The organism is Soonwooa purpurea (genome assembly GCF_053891095.1).
In genome coordinates this window covers 39,800-57,655 of sequence record NZ_JBSSMA010000010.1, presented here as the reverse complement: position 1 = coordinate 57,655, position 17,856 = coordinate 39,800, and the positions used below count along the sequence as shown (strand labels likewise).

The window sequence follows — 17,856 nt, the reverse complement described above, 5'->3', positions numbered from 1 at the left end:
TGCTTCGCACTACTGCTTTTCTAAGGCGTTGTAAATGTATAACATATTATTTAATAAAAAAAACTTTAATTCATTATTTTCAACAAATAAATTATCTTAAAAATTAATTTATTACAAATGAGATATTTACATTTCAAATTTAACATTTGTAACATAAAATAAAAAAGCATCCTAGATTTAGGATGCTTTTTTTGGGGTGAATGATGGGTCTCGAACCCACGACCTTCGGAACCACAATCCGACGCTCTAACCAACTGAGCTACAATCACCGTTTTGCGTGTGCAAATATAGAACAATATTTTTAACTATCAAATAAAATTATCAAAATTTTTAACGGCTATTAATTTTTCACACGTAAACCCCTCAGCATAAGCAACTCCCGATAATCTTCCTAAATCTTGGGCACGATAAGTTAGGCTCTCCAGAAAGTCTTTTGTGGCAATTGGCGTCATTGGCTCGTTAGAAGTAGGATCATAAAATTGTGTTTTATAAGCCATACACGCTTCTATTTTCGTATCGAGATAATCTGATATATCAACAACGAAGTCTGGCGTTACATTTTTCCATTGGATATAGTGCAAAACCAAGCGTGGTCGCCACACTTCTTGAGATTGGCCATCAATTTCTGTTTCTATCTTTCTTAACCCCGAAAGAAAACAGGCATCAGAAGCTAGTTTTGCAGCTTTGGCATGATCTGGATGGCGATCATCGATAGCATTAGCTAAGAGAATATCTGGTTGATATTTTCTTATCATTTTTACAATTCGCAGTTGATATTCTTTAGAATTATTAAGAAATCCATCTTCCATTTTAAGATTTTCTCTTGCAGAAACTTTCAAAATTTCCGCAGCATTAGCAGCTTCACCGGCTCTAGTTTCATTAGTCCCGCGCGTCCCCAATTCACCTTGTGTAAGATCTATTATGGCTACTTTCTTGCCTTCTGCAATCAGCTTAGCTAAAGTCCCTCCACAACCTAACTCTACATCGTCCGGGTGCGCACCAATAGCAAGAATATCGACTTTCATTTAATTATTTTTTTCAAATTTAAACATAAATAAAAAAATCCCGCAAGAATTGGTTGCGGGATTTTTATGTTAAGTAAATTAATTACTTAAATATTTCACTAAGTTAACAGCATCTTGATAAGTTGGGTTAAGTACCACAGCTCTATCTGCATATTCTTTTGCTTTTACCTTATCAGAATCTCTATTAAAATAAGCGATTGCAAAGTAAGCGTAAGAAAGTGATTCTTTGTTAGCCTCGATGTCTGCAGGATTTTTAGAAGTCAAATCAATATATTTTTGATAAGCGCCTAAAGCTAAATCGGTATTACCTCCTTGCTGATAAGCATAAGCTAATGAATTATAAGCGGGTGCCCAATCTGGAAGCAACGAAGTTAGCTTATGCCAAGTTAACACAGCACCATTCCAGTTTTTAGCTTCTTGGTATGCTTGTGCCAAATGCGCTAAAGATGTTGTATCATCTGGGGTTGCAGCTACTTTTTGTTTAAGTGCTTCAATCTGTGGATTTGTTGGACCTTGGTCAGCTGCTGCTGCGCTGAAACCTCCTTTTATTTTTGCTAATTCTTCATCCCACTTCATTGTGTCGTCTTTCGCAGCTTTAGCGATAACAATTTTTGATTGAACCATCGCTTCCAATTCTGCTTTTTTAGCTTCGTCTTTTTCGTCTTTTGCTATACCTGCAGCAATTAAACCATAAAGGCCTTGATCCGCTGGTAAAACTCTTGCCTTATCAACAGAACTAACAAATTTGTCTAAATTCTCCTTAGCTGCAGCATATTCTCCAGAACCATATTGTATATAAGCGCGAAGTTTATACTTAATAGGATCATCAACTTTATCAAATACTTTATCTAAAGTCGTTTTAGCATTAGCATAATCATCATTGATGAAATATAATTTTGCAATTTCTAACTGTGTAGAAGGGTCTTCATCTGCATACTGAGAATATTTAACCAAACTTTGAGTAGCTTCTGCATTTCTTTGATACTTCATGTTAAATCCTGCCATCGCTTTGTAAGCTGGTGCGTATGAAGGATCAATTGCAATCGCTTTATCCAAATTGTCTTTTGCTTTTTGCCATTGTTGAGCCGCCATCCACAATGTCGCAATTCTTGTATACACCGAAGCTTTGTTCTTAGCTACTGGCAATGCATTTTCGTAGGCAGAAAGTGCATTTCCTGCTAATTTAGGATCATTGGTTGATTTTAGTCTATACGCGTCACCTAGCGTATAATAATAGTTAGCTGGTACGCCTGTTTTTTGAGATCTTTCAATAGCTTTATTAAGGAACTCAATTGCTAAATCAGGATTATTTGTTTTTTCATAAATTGTTAAAGCTTCTGCTGCACGGTACAAAACTTCAGCATCTTTTTCTCTAGAATCTTTTACAATTTGACGAAGATCATTTTCACCAGACTTGTCACCTTTCCCTATTTTGATAGACGCCAAACCTACTCTGTTTAAATAACTTTTAGGATCTTTAGCTAAACCTAAATCGAAATATTCTTTGGCTTTATCAAAATTTGGCTCGAATTGAGTTAAGTAAGTATTTCCTAAATAAAAATAATTATTAGCAGAGGGATCTTTCGTAATTAGATCATTAAAGTTTTGTCTTGCTTTTGCATATTTATGACTGTCTACATACACCACACCTTCTTGTACTGATTGTGCAAACGCAAACTGCGAGAAAAATCCAACAGCAGCTGTCAAAACAATTTTCTTAGAATAATTCATTATAAATTTATTTTTAGTTTATTTAAATATTGAACATGGAGTGAAACACAAGTTTCAGACCAAAAATAATTTTGAAATTGTAAATTTTGTTAATATTAACGCATCTGAACTTCGCGGCGATAAATGTTATAAGGTTGCAAACCTTCTTTCTCAACAACAATCTGTCCCAACTGCGTACATGCAAATCTTATGAAACCATTACCCAAGCCATAATAACCTTCGTTTGTAATAAAGTATAAAACCCTAGTAAAAGGATATTGCATATTTTGTAAATTGTCAACAGTTGGTGTATAAGACACGCCTTTATCAACTATAGGCAAAATATTAATCTTTTCTCGGAGTTTAATAGCTTCTTCACCATAAGGTCTGGAAATTGTATTAAGACTAATTACCCCTATTTTATCTGGATATTTGTCTAATTCTTTAACAATATTTTCATTGCTTTTAATAACAGAATATTTCAAAGCTGATGCTTTAACATTAAATTCTTGAGCAATAAAATTAATATTACTAGAATTGGCACCGTCAAAAATTAAAGTTTTTTCATCAGATGAAATTCGTTGTTTTATATCATCAACAGAAAGCTCTTTTAGTGATGTATTATTTTTAGAAACCACAAAGACCAATGCATCAGCCGCGAATTTCGCTGGTTGCCAAGGTAAATCAATCTTCTTATCATAAGCTTCTTTTTCAGATTTAGTCAAATTACGAGACATTACAACAAGCCTTGTATTTCGATCTAATAAATCTAGAAAGCCTAAATCTTCTTTTTTATAAGTAACATTAATCTTTGTACTCGGATTCAGCGCCATGTAACGTTCTGTTAGTGCTTCAACAACACTTTTGAAAGACTCGTCTGCCTCCATGGTAATTGTACCTTGAGCGGGCGTATCCAAAGGTTCAGATTTTGATTTATTACAAGAAAAAATAATAATGAAAACAAAAACTACTAAAAAACTATTCTTCATAACGGCTTTCTCTAATTTTTTTAATAGCACGAAAAATACGAAAGATTCCATAAGCCACTAAAAGTGCACCCAAAGGATAAGCTAAATTGGGTTCTATTGGGACAACAAAAAATTTATAAATAATTACCACAACACCTAAAACGGCATAAAAGAATCCGGTAACCACTGATAACCAATTAAACATCATAAAAACAAAGATACAAAAAAAGAGAAGCCGAAGCCTCTCTTTCTTATGTTAATAAATGCTAATTATTGAAAATCCATCGTAAAAGGAATTCCGTAATATGATCTTACGGCTTCCCCATCTTTCTTACCAGGCTTCCACTTTTTTAATTTTTTAACATTTCTTATCGCTTCGTTATCAAAATCATTGTTACCAGATTTCTGTATTATTTTAACATCAGAAACAGTACCATCTCTTTCTACTACAAAACGAAGTTTAGCGGTCAATTTACCTTCACCTCCATCAAATAAGGAAGTGTCGAAATTATTTGATAAGAAACTCCTAAGTGCATTCATTCCTCCAGGATATTCTGCTGATTGGTCAACTGAATCATATACCTCGGTTGTGCTGACAGCTGGTTTTGCCTCTATCGTAACACCTTTACCAGTAGATGGTGGTGGCGGTGGCGGTGTGAAATCTGGCTTCTTAACCCCTTCCTGATTAATAAGACCTGTAGTTGTCTCCAGCTGTTTTGTAATTGGCGGTGGAGGCGTTTCTACTTTTGGTTCTCTCTTAGGCTCAGGAACAACATTCTGAATGATTTCAATCTTCTCAGGCTCCTCTTTTGGTGGAGGTGGTGGAGGTGGTTCCTCTTCTTTAGGTTGTTCTAAGACTGGTTGATCTGGCAAAATCTCAATAAGATTCGCATCAACTTCAGTGGCTTCTTTAGCGTTCATCTGTTGAATTTTCAGATAAACAAAAGGTGTAACAACAGCAAGGAAGAAGAAAACAGTTCCTAAAATGAATGACTTAGTCAATAATTTCGGATAGTCTGTTCTTAATTCATAAGCACCATACTCCTTATTTCTATTCTGAAATACAATCTCATCTAATGATAGATTATCTGGATTGTAATTTGAATTGTCTGACATTTTCTTAATATTTAAGAATTAATTTGTAGCTGAAGATTATTGTTCTCCTACTTTCTTTTTATAAATAGCAACTTCCCAAGGTTTGATATCGGTAACCCCATATCTTTCGTTTTTAGTAATTGCCATTTCGTCAAGAATATCTACAAAGTTTTTATATACTGCATCATCTGTTGGCTTAATGATCACTGTAAACATATTTTGATCTGCCGCACCAGCTTTTGCTTGCTCTATTATCTTAGTAATCCCTTCTCTATCATAAGTTGTCTCTTTCAAAGTCTCGTCGTTAAGACCTGCTTGATCTTGTTGATGATAGAAAACTCTATTATCTTTCCCAATAATAATTGAGATCGAATTGCTCAATTTAATCTCAGTATCCGGTGGTGTCTGGTTTTTATCTTTCGGTTTTGCCGGAAGACCAAGATCCATCACATTAGGCTTACTGAATGTTGTGGTAAACATGAAGAAGGTAATCAATAGAAACCCTAAGTCCACCATCGGCGTCATATCGACTCTGGTATTCTGCTTTTTGGAGCGTACCTTACCGCCTTTTCCGCCTTTTTCTTGTACTTGTACTTCTGCCATTTCTATTTATTATTTCCCTTCTTGAGATGTTATTAACCAAAACTTAAGAAAATCTATATCTCTCAAGCCTTCAAATAAGTCTTTAACTTTTGGATATTTTGTTGTTACGTCTCCTTTGATAGCTAACTTGTAACTAGGATTAACAGCCAAACTTTGTTCTACCCAATCGATAACTTGCTTATTAACGCTATCCAAAGGCACTCCTTTATCTGCTTTAAAAGTTTTCATTTGATCATCACTCAGTTTCAAATAACCTTTCAGCTGATTCATCGGAACACCGACTGTTTGCACTTTTGCAAATGCCACCTTTTCTTTATCGTCGAAAGTCATTCCGTATTTAGCACCCATTTTTTCTAATAACTGTACTCTTTCTGAGCCGTTATCTACTGGTGTAAAATAGAATTTACCTTCTGGTGTTACGTTGATGGTCATAAGACTTGCATCAGGTAACAATTTTTCTGATATTGAGGATGGCGGTTTGATTTGCTCCACATCAGGTTTTTTGAACTGAGTGGTCAAGATAAAGAATGTAAGCAGTAAGAAGGCAACATCACACATTGCTGTCATGTCGGTTACTACTCCATGTCTTTTTGGTTTAATTTTCGCCATTTTATTATTATTTCTTTAACTAACTTCTTGAACTACAAATTGCATGCTAGCAATTTTTATTTAACTGAGTTTTTCTTAGTTATACTCAGCGAAAGATTGTTGGATACTCATAGAGATTTCGTCAATCTTATAAGTTAAACCATCAATTTTAGAAGTAAAGAAGTTGTAGAAAATAATCGCGATAGCTGAAGTACCAATACCTAAAGCCGTATTAATAAGTGCTTCAGAAATACCGATTGATAACGCAGCAGCATCAGGTGTACCACCACCAGAACCTAAAGCGTGGAACGCCTTAATCATCCCGATTACCGTACCTAAAAGTGCAATAAGGGTTGCAACTGTACCTAATGTAGAAAGAATGTTCATGTTTTTTTCTAACATTGGCATTTCAAGAGTTGTAGCCTCCTCGATTGACTTGTTAAGAGCGATCATTTTTTGCTCTTTGTTAAGCGTGTTGTCTTTTGCTAAAGCTTTGTAAGTCGTAAGACCTTCTTTAACAACATTACCAACAGAACCTTTTTGTCTGTCACACTCATCCATAGCCTCATCAATCTTGTTTTGGTTAAGTAAGCTTCTAACTTTCATTACGAAGTTATCTAAGTTACCATTACCTGCAGCTTTCCCTAATACTAAGAAACGCTCGATCGAGAACACAACTACTGTAAGCATGAAAAGGATAAGAACGTGTACTACTGGACCACCCATGTAGATAATACCCATAAATCCTTCTGGGTGTAATTCTTTAGATTCTACCTCCGAAAAAGCTACTGATGCACCCGTTACTTTTGGGTTAGCAGCAAAGTTAGACGGATTACCTAGTACTAATAAATAAATAGCTAAAGCAACTAAGTAAAGAATTGGTAAAATTATAGCCGGATTAAGGCCTCCCTTTTTTTTAGCAATCACTTGCTCATCTGTGTTCGAAACATTCATTTCCATATTAAACTAAATTATAATTGTTATAAATTTTAATTGTGTAAAATAAAGTCAAATAAATTAAAAATGCAATACTTAAACAATAATTAACAACTAATTTACATAAGACATATGCACTTCCTAATTATTAAATTAATATTTTTTCTTTTTTTTTTTATTACATCTTCATCTATTTATTTTCCTCTATGATTTATATCGTAATATTTTAAATATATTTTTTTAAAATCGAAACACTTCAAATACTTAAACAGGTATTTAATTTGCATCAATATTCTATTTTTAAAGCACTATATTAATGATTTTTTTAGGAACAATAATCAATTTTTTAGGACTTTGCCCTCCCAAAATGTTAAGCACGCGCTCTTCTTTCATAATAATCGCTTCAATTTCTTGCGTATTTAAGTTTGCCGAAAGCGCTAATTTAAATTTCATTTTTCCATTAAAACTTACTGGATATTCGATTTCATCTTCCACCAAATAAGCTTCGTTCAATTTTGGAAACTTCACATATTCAATACTTTCATTATGTCCTAAGAGCTTCCACAATTCTTCACAGATATGTGGCGCATAAGGTGAAATAATCACCGCCAAAGGTTCTAGAATTGCACGTTTGTTACATTTCAGTTTCTGCAACTCGTTAACTGCAATCATAAAAGATGACACCGACGTGTTAAATGAAAAATTCTCAATATCGTAAACAACTTTTTTTATCAAAGTATGCAAGACTTTATACTCGGCCTTGGTTGGCTCTTCATCTGTTACTTCGAAATCATCGCCTGCAAAATAAAGATTCCAGAATTTTTTCAAAAATCCATAAACACCACTTAAACCTTGTGTGTTCCATGGTTTTGATTGCTCCAACGGGCCTAAAAACATTTCATAAAGACGAAGACAATCGGCTCCATATTCTTCGGAAATATCATCGGGGTTCACCACATTAAACTTCGATTTGGACATCTTTTCCACTTCGCGCTCGGTGATATATTTGCCATCTTCTAAGATGAATTCAGCATCAGCAAATTCTGGTCGCCAAGTCTTAAACGCCTCTGTATCCAGCTCATCCGACGTTCCTTTTAACAATGCAACATCAACGTGGATTTTTTGAGTTTGATGCTCTTTTGCTAAACTTTTAGAAACAAACGTATTAGTTCCATCAATTCTAAACACATAAGCACTCATTCCCAAAATCATCCCTTGATTAATCAACTTTTGGAAAGGTTCATTTTGTTCAATATAACCTCTGTCTTTTAAGAACATATTCCAGAAACGAGAATACAACAAATGTCCTGTTGCGTGCTCGCTTCCACCGATATACAAATCGACTTGCCCCCAATAATCTGATAATTCTTTTTTGCAGAACACCTCATCATCATGCGGATCCATATATCTTAAAAAATACCAAGAACTGCCCGCCCAACCTGGCATTGTTGACAATTCGATTGGGAAAACTTTTTCGTTGTCAATCAAGTCCACAGAAACAACTTTTTGATTGGCTTCGTCCCAAGCAAAATCTTTTGCATTTCCTAATGGCGGATCGCCATCTTCTGTTGGCAAATACTTTTCAACCTCTGGAAGCTCCAACGGAAGTGCAGATTCTGGCAATGTATATGGCAAATCGTTTTTAAAATAAATAGGAACTGGCTCGCCCCAATAACGTTGACGAGAAAAAATCGCGTCACGCTGACGATAATTAATCGTTCCTTCACCTATGCCTTTCTCCTGAATAACTTCAATGATTTTTGTTTTAGCTTCATCAAAGTTTAATCCATTTAAGAAATCGGAATTAATACATTTTCCGTCTTTTCCAACGAAGGCGTCTTGCTGGATATTTTCACCACCTTCAACCACTTCAATAATTTCTAAACCGAATTTCTTTGCAAAACGGTGATCGCGCTCATCATGCGCCGGAACCGCCATTACAGCACCTGTACCATAACCCATCAACACATAATCCGAGATATAAATCGGCATTTTCTTCCCCGAAAAAGGATTAAAAACATAAGCTCCCGTAAACGCTCCCGAAACAGATTTAACATCTGTCATACGGTCACGCTCCGTTTTCTTAGAAGTTTCAGTAATATAATTTTCTACTTCTGCCTTTTGAGCTTCCGTTGTAATTGTTTCCAACAAAGGATTTTCTGGTGCCAACACCATAAATGTCGAACCAAAAATTGTATCAGGACGCGTTGTGAAAACCTCGATGTAGTTGTTGTCAGCATCTTGGTTTTCAATTTCAAATTTAACTCTTGCACCTTGAGATTTCCCAATCCAATATTCCTGAGAATCTTTCAAAGGTTGTGGCCAATCCAAAGTTGAAAGACCTTGCAATAATCGTTCAGAATAAGCTGAAATACGCATGCTCCATTGCATCATTTTTTTTTGATACACTGGAAATCCGCCACGCTCTGACTTACCACCAATAACCTCATCATTCGCTAAAACTGTTCCCAATGCAGGACACCAGTTAACGGTTGTTTCCGCACGAAACGCCAAACGATAATTTAATAATATATCTTGTTTATCTTCTTCCGAAGCTGCACTCCATTCTTCAGCTGTAAAATCTAAAACTTCGTTTTGATTAGCATTAAGCCCCGAAGTTCCATTCTTTTCAAAATGTTGAATTAATGTGGAAATAGGCTCTGCTTTATCGGTTGATTTATTATACCATGAATGAAACAACTGAATAAAAATCCACTGCGTCCATTTATAATAAGACGAATCAGACGTCCGAATCTCGCGACTCCAGTCAAACGAAAAACCTATTTTTTTAAGTTGCTGCTCATATCTATTGATATTCTGCTCCGTTGTTAAAGCTGGATGTTGCCCCGTCTGTATCGCGTACTGCTCAGCTGGCAATCCAAAACTATCGTAACCAGCAGGGTGCAACACGTTAAAACCTTGATGCCTTTTGAATCTCGCATAAATATCTGACGCGATATACCCGAGTGGATGCCCCACGTGAAGCCCCGCTCCCGACGGATACGGAAACATATCTAGTACATAAAATTTAGGCTTTGAAGTTGCGTCTGATGTTTTGAAAGTTTGGTCTACTTCCCAAAACTTTTGCCACTTCTGCTCAATCTGCTGATGATCGTAAAACACTGTTAAAATAATATTTGGTAGTTAATAATTCTATCAATCCTGACTTTACCAAACATTAACATCTTTAAAAACCACTTTGCAAAGATATAAATTTTTAAACAAATCGGTTTTAAAAAATATTTTTTCTGATAAAATCCAAAATTTCAGATAATATTTAGAATCACATTTGATTTATGAAATTCTAAAAAGACCTCCAAAGATAACCAATTTGCTGCATATTTAACTAATTTTATAATATTAAGAAAGCATGAAAACTTTATAACAGCGTTATAAAAGCCTACTTTTGCACGGATGAGAAATTTCTTGCGTATTTTATTTTTAATTGGAATTTTGTTTTCGCCTTGTAATATGAAAGCAAGCATATTGCATTTTGCAACACAGCAAGATTTCAATTTTGATAAAACATCGCCGAATAAATCTCAAGTTTTTGAATATTCTAATTGTGACAAAACCGAAAATGAGCAAATTGTTAAAAGCTTAAAAACCTTATCAAAATTCACTCAGCCAGATTTTCCGACGGTCAACAATTTTGTAAAACACATACACTCCAAAGAAAATACGAAATTTTTCAGCGAAACTCAAAAACTCGCAAAACCACGTCTTTTCTTACTTTATTCCCAACTCAAAATCGCCATGTTTTAATTTAATTATTCTGAAAAAAAATCATTTAATTAAATAAAACATTATGAACAAAACTCTTACAAATGCTTTTCCCAATGCAGGACTAGCACTTCGTCTGGTAATTGGCTGGACTTATTTTTCCGCATTTTGGCGCCGCCTAATTTTAGAAAACAAACTCGACCCTGAAGTTCCTGGATATATTGGCGAAAAATTCAATCACTTTCTACCAAATGCCCTTTTTATAAAACCTTTAATAGAATACCTTGTCAGCAATCCTGAAATTCTTCTTACAAAAATGTGGATTTTCACCATTGTGGAAGGCATCGTAGGATTATTATTAATGCTCGGCTACAAAACCCGACTCAACAGCCTTGTTGTAATGTCTTTAGCTCTGGGCATTTTACTCGGTTCTGGATGGATTGGGACAACTTGCTTAGACGAATGGCAAATTGGCGTTTTAGGAATCGCTGGAGGATTTACCTTATTTCAATTGGGTGGTGGCAAATTTTCGATTGATGGACTTTCCAAAAATTTTATTCTAAACGAAGAAACATGGAATGAAAAATTAAATCTAAAATTCTACACAGCATTTTTAGCCATCAGTTTTTTAATATTCGGACTAACACTTTACACAAACCAAGTTTTCCATGGTGGTGTTTACGGAAAACTTCACAACAAATCTGTAAAGCCAAAATTGGAAATCACGAATTTAAAACAAATTGGAAACAAAGTCAGTTTTGAAGTTATGAGAATTGAAGGCGCGGATGTTTACGGATCTTTTTTAATAAAAATCGATTTTGTAGATCGATTGGGAAACACCGTTAAATCCTTAAACATGGAAGATCTCAGCAATCTAAAAAAGGAACAAATACACAATTATTATGTTGCGAAAATAAAACCACACCAACACAGTTTGCTATTTCCACTTGGCGCAAAAGCGAATATAAACTTTGAAATCAACCAACCTGTTCATCAAATTATATTAACCGACATCAGCGGCATCACATGGAAAGCTGAGATTTCAAAATAAACTCAAGAGCCGAAAGGCTCTTTTCTTTTTTATTAAATTTGCAAAAAACACAGAATGCCCGAAGTTTCGATTATCACACCGAGTTACAATTCTGAAAAATACATCACAGAAACGATACAATCCGTTCTATCTCAAACCTTAACGGATTGGGAATGGATAATTACCGATGACAAATCGTCGGATAAAACCGTGGAAATCATCGAACAATACAAGGATCCAAGAATTATCCTGATAAAATCCAAAGAAAATGCTGGCGCTGGACATGCCCGAAATCTTTCTCTAGAAAAAGCCACTGGACGATTCATCACCTTTTTGGATGCTGATGACTTTTGGGAACCAAGTTTCCTTGAAGAAATGACCAGCTTTATGAAACAAGAAAAAGCAGAACTTGCGTATTCCAATTATGCGCGCTGTAACGAAAATATGATTCCGCAGATTGATGATTTTAAAGCGGATATTGTTGTTACTTTTGAGAATTTGTTGAAAACGTGCCGCCTTTCTTTACTCTCCTCAATGTACGATTCGTCAAGAGTTGGTAAAGAATATTTCCCAAAAGGAAGCAAACGCGAAGATCATGTCATGTGGCTTAATCTTCTCAAAAAAATTAAAAAAGGCCAACCACTTCCTAAAACGATGGCAAAATACAGAATGCATCCCACCAGCGTTTCTAGAAATAAAAAAAACATCATCAAAGACCAATATTTGGTTTACAAAGAACACATGAATTTTTCGACGATTAAATCTTTGTATTACACCGCAAACTGGGCTATGAACGGCTTTATGAAATATTCCAAACTATTTAATTAGTTGACTTTTCTGGAAAGTAAGAAAGAATTTTTGACATTATTTTTTTGGTAGCATCTGGCTGCGATTCTACAAAGAATCTAGCATTTTCTGCCATTTCGTGCAATGTTGAGATTTCTCCTATTAGCGTTCTATTGTCACTTTTAATTAATTCTTCAACAAAACCCGCTAAAGCAAATTCATCGGAAAAACTTTTTCCGCCATTCGTTTTTATTAAAGCATCCGCCTCTGGATTTTTTTTGTATTGATCACCAAAAAACACCGGAATCCCAAATGCCGCCGCTTCCAAAATATTATGAAGACCTGCATTATGAAAACCTCCTCCAACAACTGCAACATCTGCATAAGAATAGAGTTTTGATAACAAGCCAATACTATCAATAATCAAAACATTAGCATCTAATTTTGTTTGCTTGGTAATATTGCTGTACAACAAAGCTTCTGGAAATATTGTTTTGAGATGATGAACGCGTTTCAAATCGTGGGGCGCAATAATCAACTTTGTCTTGGGTAATTTTTTATGCAAAACCTGCGCAATCTTTTCTTCGGCTTCCCAAGAACTCCCTACAACAACACATCTACGATCAAAAATATACTCCGATATCAGCGGAATATGATTATCTCTTTTTTCGAGTTGCTTCACCCTATCAAATCGTGTATCGCCCGTAACCGAAGATTGATCCAAACCTACACTTTTTGCTAGCGCGGAACTGGCAACTGTTTGATGAAAAATCCAAGCAACACAAGCCTTAAGCTGTCGCACGAACCAATTACCATACATTTTAAAAAAAACCTGACCTTCATAAAACAAAGCCGACACAACAAATATTTTGGTGTTTTTTGATTTTAAAACCCTTAGCAAATGATACCAATAATCATATTTAACCGTGAAGAATATTTCAACATCCATTTGATCCACCAATCGCTTCATCGTCATTCGTCTATCGAAAGGCAAATAGATCAGCAAGTCTGCTGGGTTATCTTTTTTAATCACATTTTCATAACCTGATGGCGAAAAAAAGCTTACAAGAATTTTAGAATCAGGAAACTCTGTTTTAAGTTGCTGCAAAACAGGCAAACCCTGCTCGTATTCTCCAAGACTAGCGGCATGCATCCAAATAACTGATTGATTTTTTAAATTACATTCTACCAATCCCAAAGCAGCGCGACGCCCTAACAAGCCCTTTCTAGCTTTTGCGTTGAACAGTGCAAGCAACTTAAAAACAAGTATAAATAATTCAATAAAGACAGAATATAGTACAGCCATTTTTTTTTAAATATATGAGTTTTCAAAATTACACATTTTACGAAAAGCCTTTTGAAATAGACTTTATAAAAAGTATTAATATTTTTTGAAATAATTTTTAAAAATGATTTGCGCTAATAAATAAAAGTCCTATATTTGCAATCTGAAAATCAAAAGATAATTACGAACTAAATATATTAGTGATGAGTAAAAGAACATTCCAACCATCGGAGAGAAAGAGAAGAAACAAACACGGTTTCAGAGAAAGAATGTCTACACCTAACGGTAGAAGAGTATTAGCTGCTAGAAGAGCGAAAGGCAGAAAGAGATTAACTGTAAGTGCGGCACGCGCTAAGAGATAATTTTCTTTAATTATCATATACAAAAACATGCTTGAAAGCAAATCTTTCAAGCATTTTTTGTTGTTAAAAAGTTATAAAAGTTAAACTTAGGCCAAAAGTTTTCCTTATTTTTGGGATATTATTCGATTTTATCGAAGTTTAATACACAAGATTTTAACTATGCCACATAGAAACGAAAGCGGAGAAAACATTATCAATCTTAATAATGCCAAAATTGTACAGAAGAATTTTACAGTTCTTAACAATGTCAACCTCCATATCCAGAAAGGAAAATTCTGTTACCTTATCGGAAAAACAGGTGCCGGAAAAAGTTCTTTACTAAAGGTTCTTTACGGACATCTTCCGTTGCAAGGCGGCAATGGTGAAGTTGCTGGTTTCAACCTTGCCAAACTTCGCCAATCAGACATCCCAAATCTAAGAAGAAAACTAGGAATTGTGTTCCAAGATTTTCAACTTTTAACAGACCGAAATATTGAAAAAAACCTTCTATTTGTTCTACAAGCAACAGGTTGGACTGATAAAATTAAAATGGAAGATCGCATTAACGAGGTGCTTTCCAGCGTTGGGATGAAAACCAAAAAACACAAAATGCCACACCAACTTTCTGGTGGCGAACAACAACGTGTGGCAATTGCAAGAGCTTTATTAAACCATCCTCAGCTTATTCTCGCTGATGAACCAACCGGAAACCTTGATCCTGAAACATCTAACGACATTATGACGTTGCTTAAAAATGTCGCAACAGAAAACAACTGTGCCGTAGTCATGGCAACACACGATTACCACATGATACAAAATTTCCCTGGCGAAGCTATCCGTTGCGAAAATGGACAAGTTAGCGTCCTAGACACATCGGAATTATTCGAATAAAATTTGAGAGATTAAAAAAAATAAAAAAGCACCTAAAATTGGTGCTTTTTTTATGATTTGAAAAGATGAAAATCTTTAGTCAATTCTAAATATTGATCCGAATATTGACGGGGTGATTTTTCAATGACAAATTCTTCTTTTATAATACGATCTGCTTTCAATTTTGAAAATTCTAAAACAGAACGTCGTACTTCTCCTCCAACAATTCCTCTTATCGAAACATTTCGTTGTAAAAACAAATTTTCCTTTTCACACAAGGAAATAAAGACTTCTTCATCTTGTCTAGGAATGATAACAATTAAGCTTCCAAAATCATTCAATAATTTAGAAGATGATTGAATTAATGTTTTAAAATCTAGTTCAATTTTTTGACGAGCAACAACATCTTTGGAAGAAGAGTTAACTTGAAAGTAAGGCGGATTGGAAAATATGGCATCAAATTTCATTTCAGAATCAAAAGTTTTAATATCCTTTAATTCTGCTGTTAAACGATTTGCAAATGGTGAGGCTTTAAAATTTGAAGAAGCTAATTCTACAGCTATCCGATTAACATCAACACCTAAAATATTAGTTTGAGGAAAACGCTGCGCCAACATCATCGCAATAACACCCGTCCCCGTACCAATTTCTAAAACGTTTTTTGCATGTTCTAAATCCGCCAAAACACCTAACAATACAGCATCTGTACCGACACGAAAAACCTCAGAATCTTGTTTTATATCAAATTGCTGAAAACGAAAAACATTCATTTCTTATATTATTTACATATTCGTTGGCAACATAATCGTAAATTTCGATCCTTTGCCAAGTTCGGATTTCACAGTAATTTCGCCGCCATAATCTTCAACCATCTTTCGGACCATCGTAAGTCCAAGTCCCATCCCGGAGCTTTTTGTTGTAAAATTAGGCTCAAAAATTTTCACTAATTTTTCCTCAGGAATCCCTACTCCATTATCTTCAACATTGATTTTTAATTTTTTATGAATATTTTCTATGTCAACATTTACAATCATTTTACGATTTGAATCTTGAGCCTGAATGGAGTTTGATATTAGATTCGTTAAAATCCTTGTCAAATAAATCTTATCCATCGAAACCATGATACTTTCTTTGTTAGAATGAACATAAATACGATTGGAAGAAAACACATTTGTCACATTTTTAATTTCGCTAACCACATCAAACTCCACATCGTTACGTTGTGGAAGTTTTGCAAACTCGGAAAACGCTGATGCCACCTCGGAAATAAGGTCAATCTGCTCAACGATAACTTTCGACATTCGCTTCACTTTAGTTTCTACTTCAGGATCTTCTGCGTCAAATTTGCGCTCGAAATTCTGAATCGTCAACTTCATCGGTGTCAGCGGATTTTTCACCTCATGCGCCACTTGTTTTGCCATCTCGCGCCACGCTTCTTCTGAGGCTTTGTACTGAAGTTTTTCTCGTTGATCCTGGATTTCCGCAATTAATTTATTGTAAGCCTTCACAAGACCATTGAGTTCATCATTTCGGTAATAACGGATTGGACGAATATTGTCATCAAAAAGATTTACAGAGTTTATAATATTCGAGAAACGCGTTATTTTTTTTGTTAAATTATTAGAAGTCACCCAACTGATCCATGCGCCGACCAAAATGATAATAACATTAATCAAAATAATGAATCCTAAATAGCGGTTGAATACTTGCAAATAAACATCTTCATTATGATACAATGGAAAATATACATAACCAATGCTTTCCAACATATTGTTTTTGAGAACCATATAAGAAGAGGTCACATCAGCTTTTAACTTCTTATCATACTCCGTTTTATCATATTGAAGGCCGTCTTTTTTAAGCTTTGCAAGAATATCATTGGGAATCTTTTTTTGTGGAATAAGCTGAGCATCTTTATTGGAAAGCAAATAGTCACCATTAAGGTCATAAACAATAATATCATGTTTGTTAATATCTGCAATTTCAAAAATTTTGTTACCTAAAACTTTTGGCAAATCATTCGCTTTAACCTCGGTATGACTCAGTGCATAATCCAAAGATGCCATAAGAGCCTCGGACTTACTTTGCTTATCGATTTTACTTTGTGTCATCGCATTATCACGCAATACCATGTACGACAAAAATGCTGAGCCAACTGTACTCAACAGACAGACAATTAAAAATCCGATAAAAATCCTATTCCGGAGACTATAGCCTTTATAATTACTTAATGACATTCTGTTTTTGCATCAATTTCGAAATATATTTTCCAATGATATCAAATTCTAGATTAACAACATCACCAACTTTAATATGTTTCATATTTGTAAACTCCCATGTATATGGAATTATCGCAACCGAAAACTGATTCGGCTGACTATCTGCCACTGTCAAACTTATACCATTAACAGTAATAGAACCTTGCGGAACTGTTGTATAGTTAACCTCTTCCTCATAAGAAATTGTCACAAAATAACTTCCATCCAAGTCTTCAATCTTAGCAACTTTTCCTGTTTTATCAACATGACCTTGCACAAGATGACCATCCAGACGACCTTCAAACTTCAAACAACGTTCGAGATTGACTTCTGTACCTACAGTCCATTTTCCGAGATTCGTTTTCTCTAAAGTTTCGTCGATGGCTGTTACTTTATATTGAGGCGCAGCAATTTCTACCACTGTCAAACAACAGCCGTTATGCGCAAGACTTTGGTCAATTTTCAACTCATTTGCAAAATCACATTCTAACGTGAAATCAACATTTGTTCCATTTTTTTCCACTTTCTGCACCTTTCCAGTTGCCTCTACAATTCCTGTAAACATTTTATTTTTTCAATCTAAATTAAACTTAAACTAATTCTTTATTCGATAACAACAGCGCTTAATTCTAAAAAAT

The 17,856-nt window shown here is 34.8% G+C and carries 18 protein-coding genes and 1 tRNA gene; 5 read left to right on the top strand and 14 right to left on the bottom strand.

Going from position 1 to position 17,856, the window contains the following annotated elements:
* Positions 1–192: 192 nt before the first annotated feature.
* From ACVFVN_RS10340 to leuS, 10 genes are all read right to left on the bottom strand, one after another.
* Positions 193–269 (bottom strand) — tRNA-His (locus ACVFVN_RS10340).
* Positions 270–308: 39 nt separating this feature from the next.
* The gene (gene bshB1 / locus ACVFVN_RS10335) at positions 309–1,025 is read right to left on the bottom strand and encodes a bacillithiol biosynthesis deacetylase BshB1 (protein ID WP_165136422.1); all 717 of its coding nucleotides are present in this window, start codon (positions 1,023–1,025) and stop codon (positions 309–311) included.
* 78 nt (positions 1,026–1,103) lie between these two features.
* Positions 1,104–2,756, bottom strand: a complete 1,653-nt coding sequence (locus ACVFVN_RS10330; RefSeq protein WP_456235187.1) for a tetratricopeptide repeat protein — start codon at positions 2,754–2,756, stop codon at positions 1,104–1,106.
* A 95-nt stretch (positions 2,757–2,851) separates the two neighbouring features.
* Positions 2,852–3,724 carry a PstS family phosphate ABC transporter substrate-binding protein gene (locus ACVFVN_RS10325; protein ID WP_456235186.1) on the bottom strand — a complete coding sequence of 291 codons (873 nt, stop codon included), beginning with the start codon at positions 3,722–3,724 and terminating at the stop codon, positions 2,852–2,854.
* Positions 3,714–3,911, bottom strand: coding sequence for a C4-dicarboxylate ABC transporter (locus ACVFVN_RS10320; RefSeq protein ID WP_228455864.1), 198 nt, complete (start codon positions 3,909–3,911; stop codon positions 3,714–3,716). The genes ACVFVN_RS10325 and ACVFVN_RS10320 overlap by 11 nt, the downstream gene beginning before the upstream one ends.
* Before the next feature lie 62 nt (positions 3,912–3,973).
* Positions 3,974–4,819, bottom strand: a complete 846-nt coding sequence (locus tag ACVFVN_RS10315; RefSeq protein WP_456235185.1) for an energy transducer TonB — start codon at positions 4,817–4,819, stop codon at positions 3,974–3,976.
* Positions 4,820–4,855: 36 nt separating this feature from the next.
* A complete protein-coding gene (locus ACVFVN_RS10310) occupies positions 4,856–5,401 on the bottom strand; it encodes an ExbD/TolR family protein (protein WP_165136410.1) in 546 nt (181 codons plus the stop codon).
* A 9-nt stretch (positions 5,402–5,410) separates the two neighbouring features.
* On the bottom strand, positions 5,411–6,010 hold the full coding sequence (locus ACVFVN_RS10305; RefSeq protein WP_165136407.1) for an ExbD/TolR family protein: 600 nt from the start codon (positions 6,008–6,010) through the stop codon (positions 5,411–5,413).
* Between the two features lie 75 nt (positions 6,011–6,085).
* The gene (locus tag ACVFVN_RS10300) at positions 6,086–6,949 is read right to left on the bottom strand and encodes a MotA/TolQ/ExbB proton channel family protein (RefSeq protein WP_456235184.1); all 864 of its coding nucleotides are present in this window, start codon (positions 6,947–6,949) and stop codon (positions 6,086–6,088) included.
* A gap of 276 nt (positions 6,950–7,225) precedes the next feature.
* Positions 7,226–10,048 carry a leucine--tRNA ligase gene (gene leuS, locus ACVFVN_RS10295; protein WP_456235183.1) on the bottom strand — a complete coding sequence of 941 codons (2,823 nt, stop codon included), beginning with the start codon at positions 10,046–10,048 and terminating at the stop codon, positions 7,226–7,228.
* A 348-nt stretch (positions 10,049–10,396) separates the two neighbouring features.
* Here leuS and ACVFVN_RS10290 point away from each other — a divergent pair, with 348 nt between their 5' ends.
* The 3 genes from ACVFVN_RS10290 to ACVFVN_RS10280 are packed head-to-tail and all read left to right on the top strand — an operon-like array spanning position 10,397 to position 12,506.
* Entirely contained in the window at positions 10,397–10,690 is a 294-nt protein-coding gene (locus ACVFVN_RS10290) for a hypothetical protein (protein WP_456235182.1), read from the top strand.
* Positions 10,691–10,733: 43 nt separating this feature from the next.
* Positions 10,734–11,699: a TQO small subunit DoxD gene (locus ACVFVN_RS10285; RefSeq protein ID WP_456235181.1), complete on the top strand. Its 966-nt coding sequence runs from the start codon at positions 10,734–10,736 to the stop codon at positions 11,697–11,699.
* Between the two features lie 54 nt (positions 11,700–11,753).
* A complete protein-coding gene (locus ACVFVN_RS10280) occupies positions 11,754–12,506 on the top strand; it encodes a glycosyltransferase family 2 protein (protein ID WP_165136392.1) in 753 nt (250 codons plus the stop codon).
* On the opposite strand, the gene ACVFVN_RS10275 is transcribed toward ACVFVN_RS10280, so the two are convergent.
* Entirely contained in the window at positions 12,499–13,770 is a 1,272-nt protein-coding gene (locus ACVFVN_RS10275; RefSeq protein WP_456235180.1) for a 3-deoxy-D-manno-octulosonic acid transferase, read from the bottom strand. The genes ACVFVN_RS10280 and ACVFVN_RS10275 overlap by 8 nt on opposite strands.
* Before the next feature lie 182 nt (positions 13,771–13,952).
* Here ACVFVN_RS10275 and rpmH point away from each other — a divergent pair, with 182 nt between their 5' ends.
* Both rpmH and ACVFVN_RS10265 read left to right on the top strand, forming a co-directional pair.
* Positions 13,953–14,111, top strand: a complete 159-nt coding sequence (gene rpmH / locus ACVFVN_RS10270) for a 50S ribosomal protein L34 (RefSeq protein WP_002976260.1) — start codon at positions 13,953–13,955, stop codon at positions 14,109–14,111.
* A gap of 159 nt (positions 14,112–14,270) precedes the next feature.
* Positions 14,271–14,981: a cell division ATP-binding protein FtsE gene (locus ACVFVN_RS10265; RefSeq protein WP_165136386.1), complete on the top strand. Its 711-nt coding sequence runs from the start codon at positions 14,271–14,273 to the stop codon at positions 14,979–14,981.
* A 50-nt stretch (positions 14,982–15,031) separates the two neighbouring features.
* On the opposite strand, the gene ACVFVN_RS10260 is transcribed toward ACVFVN_RS10265, so the two are convergent.
* From ACVFVN_RS10260 to ACVFVN_RS10250, 3 genes are read right to left on the bottom strand one after another with little or no spacing between them, the layout of a single operon-like run.
* Complete coding sequence (locus tag ACVFVN_RS10260) at positions 15,032–15,730, bottom strand: tRNA1(Val) (adenine(37)-N6)-methyltransferase (protein ID WP_456235179.1); 699 nt, start codon at positions 15,728–15,730, stop codon at positions 15,032–15,034.
* A gap of 12 nt (positions 15,731–15,742) precedes the next feature.
* Positions 15,743–17,197 carry a sensor histidine kinase gene (locus ACVFVN_RS10255; RefSeq protein WP_456235178.1) on the bottom strand — a complete coding sequence of 485 codons (1,455 nt, stop codon included), beginning with the start codon at positions 17,195–17,197 and terminating at the stop codon, positions 15,743–15,745.
* Positions 17,184–17,783, bottom strand: a complete 600-nt coding sequence (locus tag ACVFVN_RS10250; RefSeq protein WP_456235177.1) for a riboflavin synthase — start codon at positions 17,781–17,783, stop codon at positions 17,184–17,186. Before ACVFVN_RS10250 ends, ACVFVN_RS10255 begins: the two co-directional genes overlap by 14 nt.
* Positions 17,784–17,856: the final 73 nt, after the last annotated feature.